Consider the following 15489-nt stretch of genomic DNA (forward strand, 5'->3'; position numbering starts at 1 on the left):
AAGGACATTGATGCTTGGACTACCGAGCACTTGTCCAAAAACTGGGTGACAGAACGAACCAAAACACTCAAACAAGTGAGTTAATATTGGAACATAGAACTGGACACCCTACTTATTAATATAATAATGTATCACGAATTAGAAGACATACACCAGGTTGAGTGCCGCCTTGGTAGGGCCTACGTAGTGATGATCCTTGTCATTCTCGAGTCTCTCACCGCATTGTGGACATTCGTATTTATCCGCTTTTGAATAAACGTATCCCACTCCGAGTTCAGCCTCGAAGTTCCAATGCTTAGATAGTGCCCAGGTATAGCCGTATGCAATACCTGCACCAACGAACCATCCTTCGTATCTATAATCTTTCAATTTGGAGAAGTCGGTACCTAGGAACTTGAAATCAAGATCTACGTTACCAATATTATGAGAACCTCCAAGAGCGTGGAAACCGATGAAGGAGCCCATCATCTTATTGCAGAACCAGTATCTGGCTTCTGGCTGAACAAGCCAATGCTGCCATTTCTTGTTCTTGGAAAATGTCCAAGGGTTGTAGTTGCCGGATACATCCAAAGTCCATTTTGGTGAAAGGCCGAATTCAAAACCGAGATTTATGGTGCTGGTTGCATCATAAAGGAGGTTTGTTTTCAAGGCCGCATTCTGAGCGATGGCTGGGCAGATGAAGCTGCTTACAGCCAGTAGCGCAATTAAAATCCTTCTGTTCATACTTAAAATCCTTTAATGATTTAAGAATGACAAATAGTTTCTCTAAAGAAACGCATCATCATCTTTTACTTATACTTTTACTTATACTTATTTTTTTCTATTTATCAATAGGTTTTGAACTAGACTTCATTTATTAAAGAATAGTTAGCCTATCATTTACTTATCTTTTACTTATTATCATCTTTAACCATTTTATAACTCTGTTCTTAGATGCCTGTCAGCAACTTCGTGAGTTGATTGAAAGTTCGTGCTTTAAAAATCGAACTTTGTTTTTTCGATTGCAAATATAGAGCTTTTTTGCTTAGCTTCCAACAAAAGTAGCGCCTAAAAATGCTGATCACCTGCAAAAAAGGGACAAATGAAACACTGAAAAACCCTGAAAATGCTCCTTTTCTACATTTTTTTGATACTTTTTCCCTGAATTTCTTGGGCTGTTTCATTTTTTAGTTGTACTTTTGCAGCAGAGAACAAATAGTAAATCTGCAAAAGGGTTTATGATGAATATAAATCTCTAATGGAATGTAATAAGTCCTGATAGGACAGGATAGTATTAATCAATAAGTAAGATAATGAAAGCTAAGAACAAACTTTGGGATTGGTGTATGCGCCTAGAACATCATTTATTCCCAGACTTTTGTGGTGTGGTGGATCGCCGCAGGGTAATCGCCTTCGTCCTCTTGTCACTTATAGAGATATTGATCATTCCCTATCATTTCATTTTATTTTACATAATGGATGCGTGGATAGGCTTTTGCTATAACCTGGCTCATACCATCGGACTTGCAATTTTACTCTATCTTGTGTTAGCTCGCAAGGTTGTGTTTAAGAACGGCATCTCCATGCTCTATATCCTTGTATTCGTCAAATTGGCAGTTGACAGTATGTTATGTCTGCGTTATGGTGCCAAACAGGACAACCTCAGTGTAATGAGCAACATCTTCATCATGTTTATTCTTGCTATTACAGCCCAGAGCCAGCTACTCAACAAAATCAGTATTGGCTTTACCATTGCTCTGCTGCCTGTAGTAGCTGTAGCTATTTCGCATACGCAATTCTATGTACTGCTTTTTAGTGGCAAGGCGATTCTTGTTGGATTCTTAATGATTTTCTATGTGTGGTTATATAAAATATGGATCATGTCATCACCAAGGAACTCCGTCAGCCTAACCAGTTGAGGGAAGAAGAGAAGAAGGCGCTGCATCTGCTTGCCGACCTGAAGGAGAATGAGAAGGATATGGCGGTAAATCTGATGAACCGACTGAGACCCGAACAGCAGCAGAATATCCTGAAACGTGCCGCAGAACAGTTGAAAAGCAGTGAGCAGAGCAAGAAGGCTTGGGATCTGGTGTGTATTGACCTCACCAATAGCGAAAGACAGATTTGCCAAATGGTCATGGAGGGTAAGAGCTTGAAGGAAATCTGTATAGAATTGAACAAAAGCGAATCGAATATCACCAGTCAGCGTAGTCATATCCGTAAAAAGCTGAATATGGATCGAAAAGACGATTTGAAGCGCGAACTTGAAAAACGCTTTTATGAAGCAAGATACAAAGTAGAATCATAATGCAATATTAAAAAAGGGTAGGCTTACAAGAAGCTTACCCTTTTTTATTTATTATTGTGGCTTTTCAAGTTTTGCCATTTTCTTATAATTCTTAGTCTTCCATTCTAAGGAATGCCTTTGGCAGATATTGTATGATATCACTGGCAATGAGACTTTCCTTGCCCAGGTCTTTTGCGGCAAGGTCGCCTGCCAGACCGTGTAGATGCATTCCCAATCGGCAGGCATCTGCCTGCTTGTATCCTCGTGCCAGGAGGGCTGTGATGATACCTGTAAGTACATCACCGCTTCCGGCTGTTGCCATGCCACTGTTGCCGGTAGAGCAGAATTCTACTTTTCCGTCCGGATGGCAGAGGGCTGAATAGTGTCCTTTTAATATAATGTACGCCTGTAAGCGCTCAGCCAGTTCGCTGGCTTTCAAGAGCCGTTCGCTGCAACTGCTGCTGGTATTGCCTGCCAGGCGGTCCAGTTCTTTTGGATGGGGTGTGAGGATGATGTCCTTTGGAAGTTGCTGCATCCAGGCACGGTGGCTGGAGAGAATGTTCAATGCATCAGCATCTACGACCACCGGACAGCTGGCACGGCGCAGTTGGGCTATCAGGGCGATGGCGGTAGTCTCGTTGGTTCCCAGTCCAGGACCGATGCCCATGGCATGGAAGTTCTCTGTTTCCACCGGCTCGCTGAAGATGGTTTCTTCAGAATCCATCTGAAGTACCGCTTCCGGTACGCTTATCTGCATAATCTCGTAGTTGCGTTTGGGCGTATGTGTAGTCACTTTGCCTACGCCGCTTCTCAGACAAGCCTTGGTGGCAAGGACCGATGCACCGCACATACCGTAGCTTCCGGCAATGATAAGTGCATTGCCCATGTTGCCCTTATGCGCAAAATCATTACGGGGATGCATCAGCAGTCTGATGTCCTTTTCCTCAAGGATGCTGTATCTGCAATCTGTATTCTTGATATATTCTGTAGAAAGTCGGATGTCAAGTACTTTCAGATGCCCCAGGTATTGCTGGTTGTCTGCCATCAGCATGCAGAGCTTTTTCTGCTGAAGGGTAAGAGTCTGGTCTGCCCGGATAATGTTGGAGTGGATGTTGTAGGAATTATCTTCGGTCATCAGTCCCGAAGGAATGTCGATACTTACCACCTTGGCAGCACTCTGGTTGATGTATTTTACCATAGCAGCAAAACCTCCAGCCAGCGGTTTGTTCAGTCCGCTGCCAAAGAGACCGTCAATCACAAGCGTACCTGCTTCGAGCTGTGGAGGATCGAAGTTGAGAACGACTTCCGTGAATTTCACTCTTTTTGCTTCCTGGAGCCTTTTCTTGTTGGCTGCACAGTCTGCTGAGAGTTTATTGTGTACGTTGAACAGATATACATTCACCTGATATCCATCCTCGCTGAGCAATCTGGCAACAGCAAGTGCATCGCCACCATTGTTGCCGGGACCGGCAAAGACAACCACGGGTGTGCGGTTGGTCCATTCTTCCTCGATGGCACGAGTCAAAGCTTTGGCAGCGCGTTCCATGAGGTTGAGCGATGAGATGGGTTCATGCTCAATGGTGTATTTGTCTAGCTCATGTATCTGAGCACTTGTAAATATCTTCATATCTTACTGTATGTTATGTCCGATTATCTGATTAAATTAATGCAAAAGTACTAAAAAAAGTCGATGAATGGATGAAGTTTCATGTTTTTTTCGTAATTTTGCAGAAAATATTATATCATCAAGACTATGGGCATAGTAAAAATCAAGGATAAGACCTTCAAGACCTCCATTCCAGAGGCTGAGATTCTGAAGAAGGTACAGGTCGTTGCCGACCGTATCAACAAGGATTACGAAGGTAGGAAGCCAGTGTTCCTGGCTGTGTTGAATGGTTCGTTTATCTTCGCTGCCGATCTGATGCGAATGATTACGGTACCGAGCGAGATTTCGTTTGTGAAGTATGCTTCCTACGAGGGCACCAGCTCTACCGGCAGCATGAAGACCCTGATGGGCATCAACCAGAACCTGGAAGGCCGTGATGTCATCATTGTAGAAGACATTGTTGATTCCGGTTTTACCATGGCTCACATGATTGAGGATTTGAAGAAGAAGAATCCTGCCAGCATCGAGATTTGTTCGCTCCTCGTGAAGCCAGGCAACCTGAAGGTTGATCTGGACATTAACTATGCCGTGATGGAAATTCCTAACGATTTCATCGTAGGATATGGATTAGATTATGACCAAGAAGGCAGAAACCTCCGCGATATCTACACGATTGTAGAAGAATAGAGGGTGAAGCATATGGGAGAAGATTAGTGATTATTGCTTGGATGTCTCCAAGTACTTCTTGACTGCTGTATTTGTTACTTCGATGATGCAGGATCTCAATGATGTTCGTTGGATGTTGTCAGCGGATTAATAGCAATCATATTGTTTATAGCAGGTATTTATATTAGGAAGAATAAAAAAGATAACGATAAAAAGAAGAAATAATGGCAAATTTAAGTTTGATGGCATTTAATTGCCTTTTAGATATTCCTTTTTTGGGTACATACATTATTTTGGCTATGGTAGGAATCCCTGCTATAGTATTCTTGTTATTTGTTATGACTCCCAAAGGAAAGCAATGGTTTAACAGTATAAATTAAGTTTTTGACCCAAAGTATAACAATAAAAATAGGAGGACATAAAATGGATGCATTATTTTTTTTAGGTGTTGTAACAGTTCTCTTTGGAATTGTTTTTGCTGTTCTTTTGTCTCCAAAGGGACAGAAGTGGGTTAATAAATATAGTTAAGTTTCTGACACAACATAAAACAATTTATATATATTAAGGTAAAAATGAAAAATATCGTAATTTTCGGTGCTCCAGGTGCAGGTAAAGGTACACAGAGCGACAAGATGATCGAGAAGTATGGTCTCGGTCACATTTCTACAGGTGACGTACTTCGTAACGAAATCAAGAACGGTACAGAACTTGGTAAGACAGCTAAGGGTTATATCGACAATGGTCAGTTGATTCCAGACGAGTTGATGATTGACATCCTCGCAAGTGTATACGATAGCTTCGGTAAGGATCACGCTGGTGTTATCTTCGATGGTTTCCCACGTACCACTCCACAGGCTGAGGCTCTGAAGAAGATGCTCTCTGAGCGTGGTCATAAGATTGCTGCCATGATTGAGTTGGCAGTTCCTGAGGATGAGCTGATGGCTCGCCTGATTAACCGCGGTAAGGAAAGCGGTCGTTCTGATGATAATGAGGAGACTATCAAGAAGCGTCTCAATGTTTATCATACACAGACTGCTCCGCTCATCGACTGGTATGAGAAGGAAGGCATTCATCACCACATCGAGGGTCTCGGTACAGTAGATGAGATCTTTGCACGCGTTTGCAATGTAATCGACAACTTGTAATCAAGATAAAATAATCTTCCCAGCAAGGCTGCGGGGAAGATTTATTCGTTAAATAAAAGAAGAATCTTTTGTTCAATAAAAGAAGATTTATTCATTCAATTAAAAAGGAAAAATAAATGGCTGAATCCAATTTCGTAGATTATGTAAAGATCAACTGCCGCTCTGGTAAGGGTGGTAAAGGCTCCATGCACCTGCGCCACGTGAAGTACCAACCTAATGGTGGACCTGATGGTGGCGATGGCGGACGTGGAGGAAGCATCTATCTTCGCGGCAACCACAACTACTGGACTTTGCTGCATCTGAAGTATCAGCGCCACTTCTTCGCCGAGCATGGTGGCAATGGAGGACGTGACAAGTGTCATGGTACCGATGGCAAGGACATCTATATTGATGTGCCTTGTGGTACCGTGGTGTATAATGCCGAGACCGGCAAGTTTGTATGCGATGTGGCATACGATGGTCAGGAAGTGCTGCTTCTCAAGGGTGGTCGCGGTGGATTGGGTAATTTTCAGTTCCGTTCTGCCACTAATCAGGCGCCTCGTTATGCACAGCCTGGAGAACCTATGCAGGAGATGACCATCATCATGGAGTTGAAGCTCCTTGCCGATGTGGGTCTGGTAGGTTTCCCTAATGCCGGCAAGTCTACCTTGCTGAGTGCTGTTTCCAGTGCTCGTCCTAAGATTGCCAACTATCCGTTTACTACGCTCGAACCGTCACTGGGTATCGTGGATTATCGCGATCACCAGAGTTTTGTCATGGCCGACATTCCTGGCATCATCGAGGGTGCGAGCGAAGGAAAGGGCTTAGGTTTGCGATTCCTGCGCCATATCGAGCGCAACTCCCTGCTGCTCTTTATGGTGCCGGGCGATACAGATGATATCAAGAAGGAATATGAGGTATTGCTGGGCGAGTTGAAGAATTTCAATCCAGAGATGCTCGATAAGCACCGTGTGCTTGCCATTACCAAGTGTGATCTCCTGGATGATGAGCTCATCGAGATGTTGAAGGATACTCTTCCTACTGACCTTCCTGTGGTCTTCATTTCTTCTGTTACCGGACAGGGTATTCAGGATTTGAAGGATGTACTCTGGAAGGAACTGAACTCAGAGAGCAATAAGCTGCAGGAGATTACTGCCGAGGATACTCTCGTGCATCGTGATAAGGACATGTCCCGCTTCCAGCAGGAACTTGAAGCTGAGGGTGAGGACATCGTTGAATATATCGATGAGGATGAAATCGAGGATGTTGATGACCTCGATGATTTCGAATATGAGTAGATTTAATTGAAGAGTGAAGAACGAAGAGTGAAGAAACAATGTTCGGCGACCGCAGGGAAAGCCAATTCATTTGTTTCGTGAGCGTAAGCCTAATTTAACACTTAACATTAGATGATAAAGGAATATAATATAGCCGCTGGCGTCAAGGCTTTCTCTACTACCCGTAAGGATGGAGTAAGCCAGGGCAACTATGGCGAATTTAATATCAATGAGTTTTGCGGTGACAATGCAGAACATGTGGCTGAAAACCGCAAGCGTCTTGCCACAGAGTTGGGTATTGATACAGCCCATCTCATCATGCCGCATCAGGTACATGGAGTAGAGGTGCGTAATATCGCAGATGAGTTTTTTACCATGCCAGAGAATATCCGTAAGATGGTACTTGAAGGCGTAGATGCTATAATGACCGATCAGGCTGGTGTATGCATTGGCGTTTCTACTGCCGATTGCATCCCGGTGCTTCTTTATGATGAGGAGCATCATGCAGCCGCCGCCATCCATGCCGGATGGAGAGGGACCTTGGCTCGCATCGTTCACAAGACTCTTCAGGAGATGGCTTTTGCCTATAAGACAGATCCCAAGAAGCTGAAGGCGGTGATAGGTCCTGGTATTTCTCTCGACAGTTTTGAGGTGGGAGATGAGGTATATGAGGCTTTTGAGCAGGCTGCCTTTCCGATGGAAGAGATTGCAGAGCAGCGCCCTAATGCTGCCTTCTCTGCAGATCCTGCTGAGCGTGATCGCCTGGCTGCCGAAGGTAATATCGTTCAGCCCCTGAAGTGGCATATCAATCTTCCGCTCTGCAACAAGCAGATTCTTCTGCACTGTGGTGTAGCCGAGGAAAACATTCAGGATTGTGGCATCTGTACCTTCCAGCATAGCGACGAGTATTTCTCTGCTCGCAAGTTGGGCACAGAGAGCGGCAGAATCTATACGGCCATCCTCCTGGAGAAATAAATAAGATTTTTCATGATAACATCCATTTCTATCTTTTCTATGAACGAAGAGGGAGAAGTGGATGTTTTTCAATTTACAGTTAATAGTTTACAGTTAATAGTTTATAATTAATTTAGAGATTTAGAACGATAGAGATAATGAGTAGATTAAGACAGAGATTGGGGCTTGTAGCCGTCTCGGGCATGCTGATGCTATCCCTGAGCAGTTTCATGCCCGCCAAAAATGAGTTTACTGCCGCCGAGCAACAGCAGGTGAGCATCGCAACGCCAGGCCTCTTTGCCCAGAGTCAAGCCTTCAATGTTGACTTTGAGATATTCCGTGCCAAGGAATATTCCTTCCCGCTTCCTGTGGGCAAGGCTAGCCTTACCAATGGCAATAGCGTGATGCGCATCGAAACCTCGAAGGGCGACGCCGTCAAGGCGATGTTTGATGGTTATGTGCGACTCTCGCGCAAAACCGAGTCGATGGGTAATGTCATCGTCATCCGTCACGACAATGGTCTGGAAACCGTGTATGCCAACAATGCCGAGAACCTGATGAAGGTGGGACAGCATGTGGATGCCGGACAAACCATCGCCATCGTGGGTACCAAGGAGGGTGAGACCTACTGCGAATTCTCCATCATGGTGAATGGTGCACGCATCAACCCGGAAACCATCATCGAACTGAAGAGTCATAAGCTCCGCCGACAGACCGTGCAGTTCCGCAAGACAGGCAGCCGCATCAACATCACGGTGATAGGCGGCAAGGATTCCTCCGTTTCTAGAAACGATAAGAGTGATAGAAATGATAAGGGGGCAAATAAGAAGTCGGGCAGCCGGGCTGGCGATCATGCCATGACTCTCGACCCTGACGAGGTGAACGATCCGTTTACCATCACTAACACCTTCCTTCTCGATTTGGAGAAGATAGAGGAGAAGGCATGGTCATATCCATTGCCTGATGCCCGTGTCATCAGTCCATACGGAGGTGTCCGCCGTCACTCGGGTGTGGATTTGAAGACCAAGCCTAACGACGAGATTTATGCCGCCTTCGATGGCGAGGTGGTTGCCTCGGGACCTTACTACGGCTATGGCAACTGCATCCGAATCAAGCATGCCTACGGCTTGGAAACGCTCTATAGCCATCAGAGTAAGAACATGGTGAAGAAGGGTGATAAGGTGAAGGCAGGCCAGGTAATCGGTCTTACGGGCCGTACCGGAAGGGCCACCACAGAGCATCTCCATTTCGAGGTGTCTTTCGGCGGCAAGCGCCTGGATCCAGCCATCATCTTCGACCACAGTAACCATAAGCTGAAAGCCGCTACCTTGCATCTTACCAAGGGAAAAGGCGTGAAAAGCGTAAAGAACTGATAAAGACCAAATCAAGGATTGATTTGAAACAGAACAGATAAAAAACTTCGCCCGTGTACTGTTGAAATCTCAACAGCGCACGGGCGAAAGTTTTATCTGTATGCAGGGAGATAGAGATTATTTCTTCTTCTGCGATTTACGGTTGGCTCTCTGTTGGCGATACTTTGCCTTCTGACGGGCAGAGCCGCTGCCGTGAGCACCCGTAATATACTTCTTTTTCTTGGCTTTGGTCTTCACCTTGTCGTCGTCGTCCTTCTTGGGACCGCCTCCGCCTTTGAAGACCATACCACCCATGATAATATCGTCAATATCACTCATATACTTTGAACTTTGAACTTTATGATAAGTAAAGCCGTTGAATTCTTCACTCTTCACTTAAATTAGTGATGGAAGAGGCGAACGTGAGTGAACGCCATGGCAATGCCGTACTTGTCGCAAGTATCGATAACATTATCGTCACGGATGCTACCGCCTGCTTCTGCTATGTATTCCACACCACTCTTGTGAGCACGTTCGATGTTGTCGCCGAATGGGAAGAAAGCATCGCTACCAACGCTTACACCCTTGTTCTGTGCAATCCAAGCCTTCTTCTCCTCGCGGGTCAATGGCTCAGGCTTCTCTGTGAAGAACTGCTCCCAAACGCCATCCTGCAATACGTCTTCCCACTCATCAGAGATGTAGACATTGATGGTGTTGTCACGGTCTGCACGGCGAATCTTCTCCTTGAAAGGCAGGTTCATCACCTTAGGACACTGGCGCAACCACCACTCGTCTGCCTTGGAACCTGCAAGGCGGGTACAGTGGATACGGCTCTGCTGACCGGCACCGATACCGATAGCCTGACCATCCTTTACGTAGCATACAGAGTTACTCTGAGTATACTTCAGGGTGATGAGCGAGATAATCAGATCGCGCTTAGCCTCAGGAGTGAAAGTCTTGTTCTTGGTAGGAACATCCTCGAAGAGAGCTGGGTCATCGAGCTTCACCTCGTTGCGTCCCTGTTCGAAGGTAACACCGAATACCTGCTTGCGCTCGATAGGAGCTGGCACGTAGTCAGGATCAATCTGGATGACGCAGTAGGTACCCTTGCGCTTCTCCTTCAACACCTTGATAGCCTCAGGAGTATAGCCAGGAGCAATAACGCCGTCACTTACCTCACGCTTGATGAGGAGGGCAGTAGCCTCATCGCATACATCGCTCAGGGCAACAAAGTCACCGTAAGAGCACATGCGGTCTGCACCACGAGCACGAACATAAGCGCAAGCCAAAGGAGAAAGTTCGAAATCTACGTCATCGCAGAAGTAAATCTTCTTCAATGTGTCGCTCAGTGGCAAGCCGATGGCAGCACCGGCAGGAGAAACGTGTTTGAAACTAGCGGCAGCAGGCATTCCTGTAGCAGCCTTCAGTTCCTTGACCAATTGCCAAGAATTGAAAGCATCCAGGAAGTTGATGTAGCCTGGTCGGCCGTTGATAACTTCGATAGGCAGTTCCCTTCCGTCATCCATATAGATGCGAGAAGGCTTCTGATTCGGATTGCATCCGTACTTAAGTGCTAATTCTTTCATCTTGTAAGAAATATAATTGAATTCTGCTGCAAAATTACAACTTTTTTGTGGTAAAAACAAAAATAATCAGGAAAACATTACCTTGTTTCGATTTTATTATGTACTTTTGCTCTCTGTTAGAATAAATGAAATTTGAGAAATAGAGAAATTGAGAATTTGGGAAAGGAAAATCACAATGAAGAATGATTTGAAAATTCTCGCCGTAGCTTTAGAGAAGAAGCTCGGCAAGGCACACGTACAGCACGATGAGAAGCATAGTAAGACAAAAGTGCTACACAAGGTGTGGGATATTTTAAAGGGTAAGGAAAAGCCTTCGGCGCAGACACTCAACCGCTTGGCATTACTTGCCGGCTTCCAAAGTTGGGCGGATTTCCAGGGAGCATTGCATGGAACCGATGATGGGTTGACGAACTATAGCACCGGGGAATAAGCAAAACACTTCACTCAGGTTGAAGGGTATTTTTCTTGATGTAAAATTGATATGGAAATATAGAAAGGGCATCCTATCGGAAGATGGGATGCCCTTTTCAAATTCTAATTTTAATAGGTAACTAAGAAAATTACTCAGCGCTCTTAGCGATGGTCTTCTTCTCAGCGATACGAGCCTTCTTACCTGTGAGCTTACGCAAGTAATACAACTTAGCGCGACGTACCTTACCGTGCTTGTTCACCTCGATAGAATCGATAGCTGGTGACTCGATAGGGAAGATACGCTCTACACCTACTGTACCAGACATCTTACGAACTGTGAAACGCTTCTTGTCACCATGACCAGAGATCTTGATAACTACACCACGATAGAGCTGGATACGCTCCTTAGTACCCTCGACGATTTTGTAAGCGACAGTGATAGTGTCACCTGCCTTGAACTCAGGGAACTTCTTGCCGGTTGCAAATGCTTCTTCAGCAACTTTAATCAAATCCATTTTTTGTATAAAATTAAAAATTGTTTGTCGTTCCAACGCAACATGGACGGGTAACACTTCTACCCAGACAACAGCGGTTACGCCGAAAAGCGGGTGCAAAGTTACGACTTTTTCTCTTATCTCGCAAATTTTCAGATACTTTCTTTCGATTTCCTCGCAGTTTTTTTGTTTTCTTTACTACTGTCATTGAATTTTTTCGCAAATTTCGCAGATTTCGCAGATTTATTTTGTAACTTTGCACTCTAAAAGTATTTATTGTATTAAGTATGAAGAAAAAAAATAGTATCAAGATTTTGCTTGCTTCTGCAACCATGCTGCTGATGGCGTTTCCAGCTTTTGCACAGAAATTCAAGGTGGCAAAGGTAGAGAGAACCCGTATATTGGTAGATAAAAAATGGGATGCTCAGCCTGATGCTGAGGCTGCAGGGTTTCTTGCCCCTTATAAGAGCAAGGTGGATAGCATCATGGGTCCTGTGGTGGGTAGCATCGCTCATGATATGACCCGTCATCGCCCTGAGAGCGAGCTCAGCAACCTGCTTTGCGACATCCTGGTTTGGGGCGGTAAGCAGTTTGATGAGCAGCCGGTATTCTCTGTCTATAATATGGGTGGCATCCGGAGTAATCTTGCCAAGGGCAAGATTACTGTGGGTGATGTGAACGACATGGCTCCTTTCGAGAACAAGATCTGTTTCCTCACTCTGACCGGAGACAAGGTGCTCGAACTCTTCCAGCAGATAGCGCATCGTGGCGGTGAAGGCTTGAGCAGCGCTGTGAGAATGGTGATAACTAAGGAAGGTAAGCTGATGAACGTTACCATAAATGGTGAACCTGTTGACCCACAGAAGAGTTATCGTATTGCTACGCTTGATTACCTGGCTGAGGGTAACGACCAACTCGTGGCTTTCAAGAGCGGTACTGACGTATTGGCTCCCATGCAGCGTGAGAACAACGTGAGATATATCATCATGAATTACTTCCGTGAGATGATGGCGCAGGGCAAAGAGGTGGAATCAAAGATTGAAGGCCGCTGCGTGGTGGTGAATGAATAATTGATAATGGATAATTTATAATTGAGAATTCTGATGAAACATACATTATTATATATCGGTCTGGTTTTGGCATCGTTCGCGATGCTGCCAGCTACTGTACAGGCTAAGGCTAAGAAGGAGGCGAAGGTTGTCAGGCAGCTTGTGGTGCTCCATACCAATGATACCCACTCCTGCGTGATGCCTATCAATCCCAACCTGGCAGATACAGCGACAGCCAATCGTGGCGGTTTCCTCCGTCGTGTGGCTATGATTAAGGAAGAGCGTAAGCAGAATCCTGATCTCCTGCTCTTTGATAGTGGTGACTTCTCACAGGGATCACCTTATTATTCTCTCTTCAAGGGCGATGTAGAGGTTGGCTTGATGAACGAGATGAAGTATGATGCTGCTACCATCGGTAATCATGAGTTCGATTTCGGTATCGACAATATGGTTCGTCTCTTCAAGATGGCGAAGTTCCCAATAGTATGCTCAAATTATGATTTTACGGGTACAGAGCTTGCCGATATCGTCAAGCCATATGCAATCATCAACCGCAAGGGTTTGAAGATTGGCGTCTTCGGTCTTGGTCCGGAACTGGCGGGATTGGTAGCCGAGAAGAACTACGGTTGCATCAAGTATTTCGACCCAATAGAAAAAGCAAGGGAGATGACAGAGATTCTGAAGAACAAGGAGAAGTGTGATGTCATTATCTGCATCTCTCATCTGGGATGGAAGATTGATGGCATTGACGATTCTGAAGTAGCACCAGCTACCCGCAACATCGACCTGATATTGGGTGGTCATAGCCACACCTACTTTAAGCAGCTGGAATACCTGAACAATCTCGATGGCAAACCTGTTCCGGTAGATCAGAATGGCAAGAATGCCATCTGGGTAGGTAAAATGACATTGGATATTGTAAAGAATAAATAAAACTTATACAAAGGAAAAATACAAAAGACTCCTCGAAAAACTCGGGGAGTCTTTTTGTATTTTTATGATTTATAATGATATCTGTTATTCCTTGTTGGAAGAGGCATAGAGTCCGATGCAGGCACCGATGAAGCCACCGCTCTTTTGGGTGCTCAGGTTGCTGGCATCCACGCCTTTGGCGAGCAGCTGCCAGTCGCCGCCTTCCTCTGCATAATAGAAATCGTAGTATCTATCATGACCTTCAACCTTCAGCTTCAGCTTGCCAGCCTTGATAGGAGCAGAAGCAATGAGGGCATTGTTCTTCTCGGCACGGGTCAGGGTAATCATCAGCTTGCCCTTCTTCATGGTCTTACCCAATACGAAGTTGTGGTCTTCCTTCTGGAGAAGTGCCAAGCCTGCGATATCCTTGTCGTTGCGAGGAGTAAAGTTAATCTCTGTCTCGGCAGTGAAGGTTCCGTGCTGCTGACGAGCCCAGATGGCTGACATCGGTTCACGCTTGTAGACATTGCCCGGCAGGAGATTGAACTTCAATTTGCCGTTTTCTACCTTGTAACAGTCAACGAAGTCGCGGAGGAACATCCAGCGTGGGTTCAAATCCTTCAGACCTACGCCGTTGTCGGCTGTATCGAAGTTATCCACATAGCTGAAGTTGCCAGAGAACTCATTCTTCTCTGCTGGCTTCAAGCCTGCCTTTTCGCCTACTGTAGAAATTGGGGTGTTCTTGGCAAGAATCTCTGGCCATCCATTCTTCCATGTTACCGGCAGGAGATAGGTGTCGCGACCTGTGTTGTACATATCTTCCTCGTAAGGACGGCAAGCTAGGAATACAGCCCACCAGTTACCTTTGCCATCTTCTACGATGTCGGCATGACCGGCACTTGATACTGGGTCCTTGCGATTTGGATCCAAGCCTGTGCGCTGGGTGAGGATAGGGTTGTTAGGGCATTCCTCCCATGGACCCATCGGATTCTTGGCACGCAGGATTACCTCGCTGTGCCATCCGCCTGTACCGCCTTCTGCACACATCAGATAATAGAACTTGCCCTTCTTGAAGAGGTGTGGACCCTCAATCCAGATAGGACGAGCCTCTACATGGGTTCCGCCACGGAGAATCTCCTTGAAGTCTCCCTTGATGCTGTCGCCCTTCACGTCGAATTCGAAGCAGCGGATAGCACGCTGACCCTCATAGTCGGCACCGCCTACTACCGGACCGTTATGCACGATATATCCCTTTCCGTTGTCATCAAAGAAGAAGCTAGGGTCGATGCCGTCAATCTTCTTCAGATAGATAGGCTCGCTCCACCCCTTGGATGGGTCCTTGGATTTGACGAAGAAGTTTCCGGCTCCCACGTTGGTGGTGATCATATAGAACGTCTTGTTCTTCTTGTTATAGCTGATGGCTGGTGCGAAGATACCGGCTGATACTTGCTGACCCTTCAGGGGCACCTGCGATTGGCGGGTGAGCACATGGCCGGCAGGAGTCCAGTTTACCAGGTCCTTGCTGGTTGAGAGAGGCACACCTGGGAAGAAGGTGAAGGATGAGTTCACCAGATAGTAGGTGTCGCCCACGCGGCAGAGGGATGGGTCTGGATAGAATCCTGCCAATACTGGGTTGTAGTACTGATGCGTCTTGTCTATCTCTACATTGAAACGGGCATCATTGCCGGCATACTTGAAGTAGTCGAACTCTGCTGTCTGTGCCTGCGCTCCTGCTGCAAGCATCATCGAAAGCGATAAGATTGCTAATTTCTTCATTATGATTGTTGATTTT

General features: G+C 45.7%; 17 protein-coding genes. 11 read left to right on the plus strand and 6 right to left on the minus strand.

Annotated features, from left to right (window positions below):
* Positions 1-138: 138 nt before the first annotated feature.
* Positions 139-723: a DUF3575 domain-containing protein gene (locus tag ACTQ53_RS09670; RefSeq protein ID WP_441932860.1), complete on the minus strand. Its 585-nt coding sequence runs from the start codon at positions 721-723 to the stop codon at positions 139-141.
* Between the two features lie 569 nt (positions 724-1292).
* On the opposite strand from ACTQ53_RS09670, the gene ACTQ53_RS09675 reads away from it, so the two are divergent.
* Both ACTQ53_RS09675 and ACTQ53_RS09680 read left to right on the plus strand, forming a co-directional pair.
* Complete coding sequence (locus tag ACTQ53_RS09675; RefSeq protein WP_441932861.1) at positions 1293-1898, plus strand: hypothetical protein; 606 nt, start codon at positions 1293-1295, stop codon at positions 1896-1898.
* Positions 1853-2287: a helix-turn-helix transcriptional regulator gene (locus tag ACTQ53_RS09680; RefSeq protein ID WP_441932862.1), complete on the plus strand. Its 435-nt coding sequence runs from the start codon at positions 1853-1855 to the stop codon at positions 2285-2287. Before ACTQ53_RS09675 ends, ACTQ53_RS09680 begins: the two co-directional genes overlap by 46 nt.
* A gap of 91 nt (positions 2288-2378) precedes the next feature.
* On the opposite strand, the gene ACTQ53_RS09685 is transcribed toward ACTQ53_RS09680, so the two are convergent.
* Positions 2379-3893 (minus strand): NAD(P)H-hydrate dehydratase, encoded by a 1515-nt coding sequence (locus tag ACTQ53_RS09685; protein ID WP_153124688.1) that lies wholly within the window; start codon positions 3891-3893, stop codon positions 2379-2381.
* Positions 3894-4019: 126 nt separating this feature from the next.
* Between ACTQ53_RS09685 and hpt the strand changes: the two genes are divergently transcribed.
* From hpt to ACTQ53_RS09715, 6 genes are all read left to right on the plus strand, one after another.
* Positions 4020-4559 (plus strand): hypoxanthine phosphoribosyltransferase, encoded by a 540-nt coding sequence (gene hpt, locus ACTQ53_RS09690; RefSeq protein WP_217761246.1) that lies wholly within the window; start codon positions 4020-4022, stop codon positions 4557-4559.
* A gap of 37 nt (positions 4560-4596) precedes the next feature.
* Complete coding sequence (locus ACTQ53_RS09695) at positions 4597-4689, plus strand: DUF6722 family protein (protein WP_441932863.1); 93 nt, start codon at positions 4597-4599, stop codon at positions 4687-4689.
* A 421-nt stretch (positions 4690-5110) separates the two neighbouring features.
* Positions 5111-5683 (plus strand): adenylate kinase, encoded by a 573-nt coding sequence (locus tag ACTQ53_RS09700; RefSeq protein WP_022122168.1) that lies wholly within the window; start codon positions 5111-5113, stop codon positions 5681-5683.
* 116 nt (positions 5684-5799) lie between these two features.
* Positions 5800-6960: a GTPase ObgE gene (gene obgE, locus ACTQ53_RS09705; protein ID WP_217761247.1), complete on the plus strand. Its 1161-nt coding sequence runs from the start codon at positions 5800-5802 to the stop codon at positions 6958-6960.
* A 111-nt stretch (positions 6961-7071) separates the two neighbouring features.
* Complete coding sequence (gene pgeF / locus ACTQ53_RS09710) at positions 7072-7914, plus strand: peptidoglycan editing factor PgeF (RefSeq protein WP_218416647.1); 843 nt, start codon at positions 7072-7074, stop codon at positions 7912-7914.
* Positions 7915-8051: 137 nt separating this feature from the next.
* Positions 8052-9266: a M23 family metallopeptidase gene (locus ACTQ53_RS09715; RefSeq protein WP_294968036.1), complete on the plus strand. Its 1215-nt coding sequence runs from the start codon at positions 8052-8054 to the stop codon at positions 9264-9266.
* A 117-nt stretch (positions 9267-9383) separates the two neighbouring features.
* On the opposite strand, the gene ACTQ53_RS09720 is transcribed toward ACTQ53_RS09715, so the two are convergent.
* Both ACTQ53_RS09720 and ACTQ53_RS09725 read right to left on the minus strand, forming a co-directional pair.
* A complete protein-coding gene (locus ACTQ53_RS09720) occupies positions 9384-9584 on the minus strand; it encodes a hypothetical protein (protein ID WP_006848784.1) in 201 nt (66 codons plus the stop codon).
* 62 nt (positions 9585-9646) lie between these two features.
* Positions 9647-10831 (minus strand): phosphoribosylaminoimidazolecarboxamide formyltransferase, encoded by a 1185-nt coding sequence (locus ACTQ53_RS09725; RefSeq protein WP_295348121.1) that lies wholly within the window; start codon positions 10829-10831, stop codon positions 9647-9649.
* A gap of 148 nt (positions 10832-10979) precedes the next feature.
* On the opposite strand from ACTQ53_RS09725, the gene ACTQ53_RS09730 reads away from it, so the two are divergent.
* Positions 10980-11261 (plus strand): hypothetical protein, encoded by a 282-nt coding sequence (locus ACTQ53_RS09730; RefSeq protein WP_295348118.1) that lies wholly within the window; start codon positions 10980-10982, stop codon positions 11259-11261.
* A gap of 130 nt (positions 11262-11391) precedes the next feature.
* On the opposite strand, the gene rplS is transcribed toward ACTQ53_RS09730, so the two are convergent.
* Positions 11392-11757 carry a 50S ribosomal protein L19 gene (gene rplS / locus ACTQ53_RS09735; protein ID WP_117663883.1) on the minus strand — a complete coding sequence of 122 codons (366 nt, stop codon included), beginning with the start codon at positions 11755-11757 and terminating at the stop codon, positions 11392-11394.
* A gap of 266 nt (positions 11758-12023) precedes the next feature.
* On the opposite strand from rplS, the gene ACTQ53_RS09740 reads away from it, so the two are divergent.
* Together ACTQ53_RS09740 and ACTQ53_RS09745 are read left to right on the plus strand one after the other, a co-directional pair.
* Entirely contained in the window at positions 12024-12806 is a 783-nt protein-coding gene (locus ACTQ53_RS09740) for a 5'-nucleotidase C-terminal domain-containing protein (RefSeq protein ID WP_441932864.1), read from the plus strand.
* A 33-nt stretch (positions 12807-12839) separates the two neighbouring features.
* Positions 12840-13718, plus strand: coding sequence for a bifunctional metallophosphatase/5'-nucleotidase (locus ACTQ53_RS09745; RefSeq protein ID WP_441932865.1), 879 nt, complete (start codon positions 12840-12842; stop codon positions 13716-13718).
* Between the two features lie 84 nt (positions 13719-13802).
* On the opposite strand, the gene ACTQ53_RS09750 is transcribed toward ACTQ53_RS09745, so the two are convergent.
* The gene (locus ACTQ53_RS09750) at positions 13803-15473 is read right to left on the minus strand and encodes a glycoside hydrolase family 43 protein (RefSeq protein WP_441932866.1); all 1671 of its coding nucleotides are present in this window, start codon (positions 15471-15473) and stop codon (positions 13803-13805) included.
* Positions 15474-15489 lie beyond the last annotated feature (16 nt).

The sequence above is a fragment of the Prevotella sp. Sow4_E9_plate genome (assembly GCF_052116205.1).
Lineage (GTDB): Bacteria > Bacteroidota > Bacteroidia > Bacteroidales > Bacteroidaceae > Prevotella.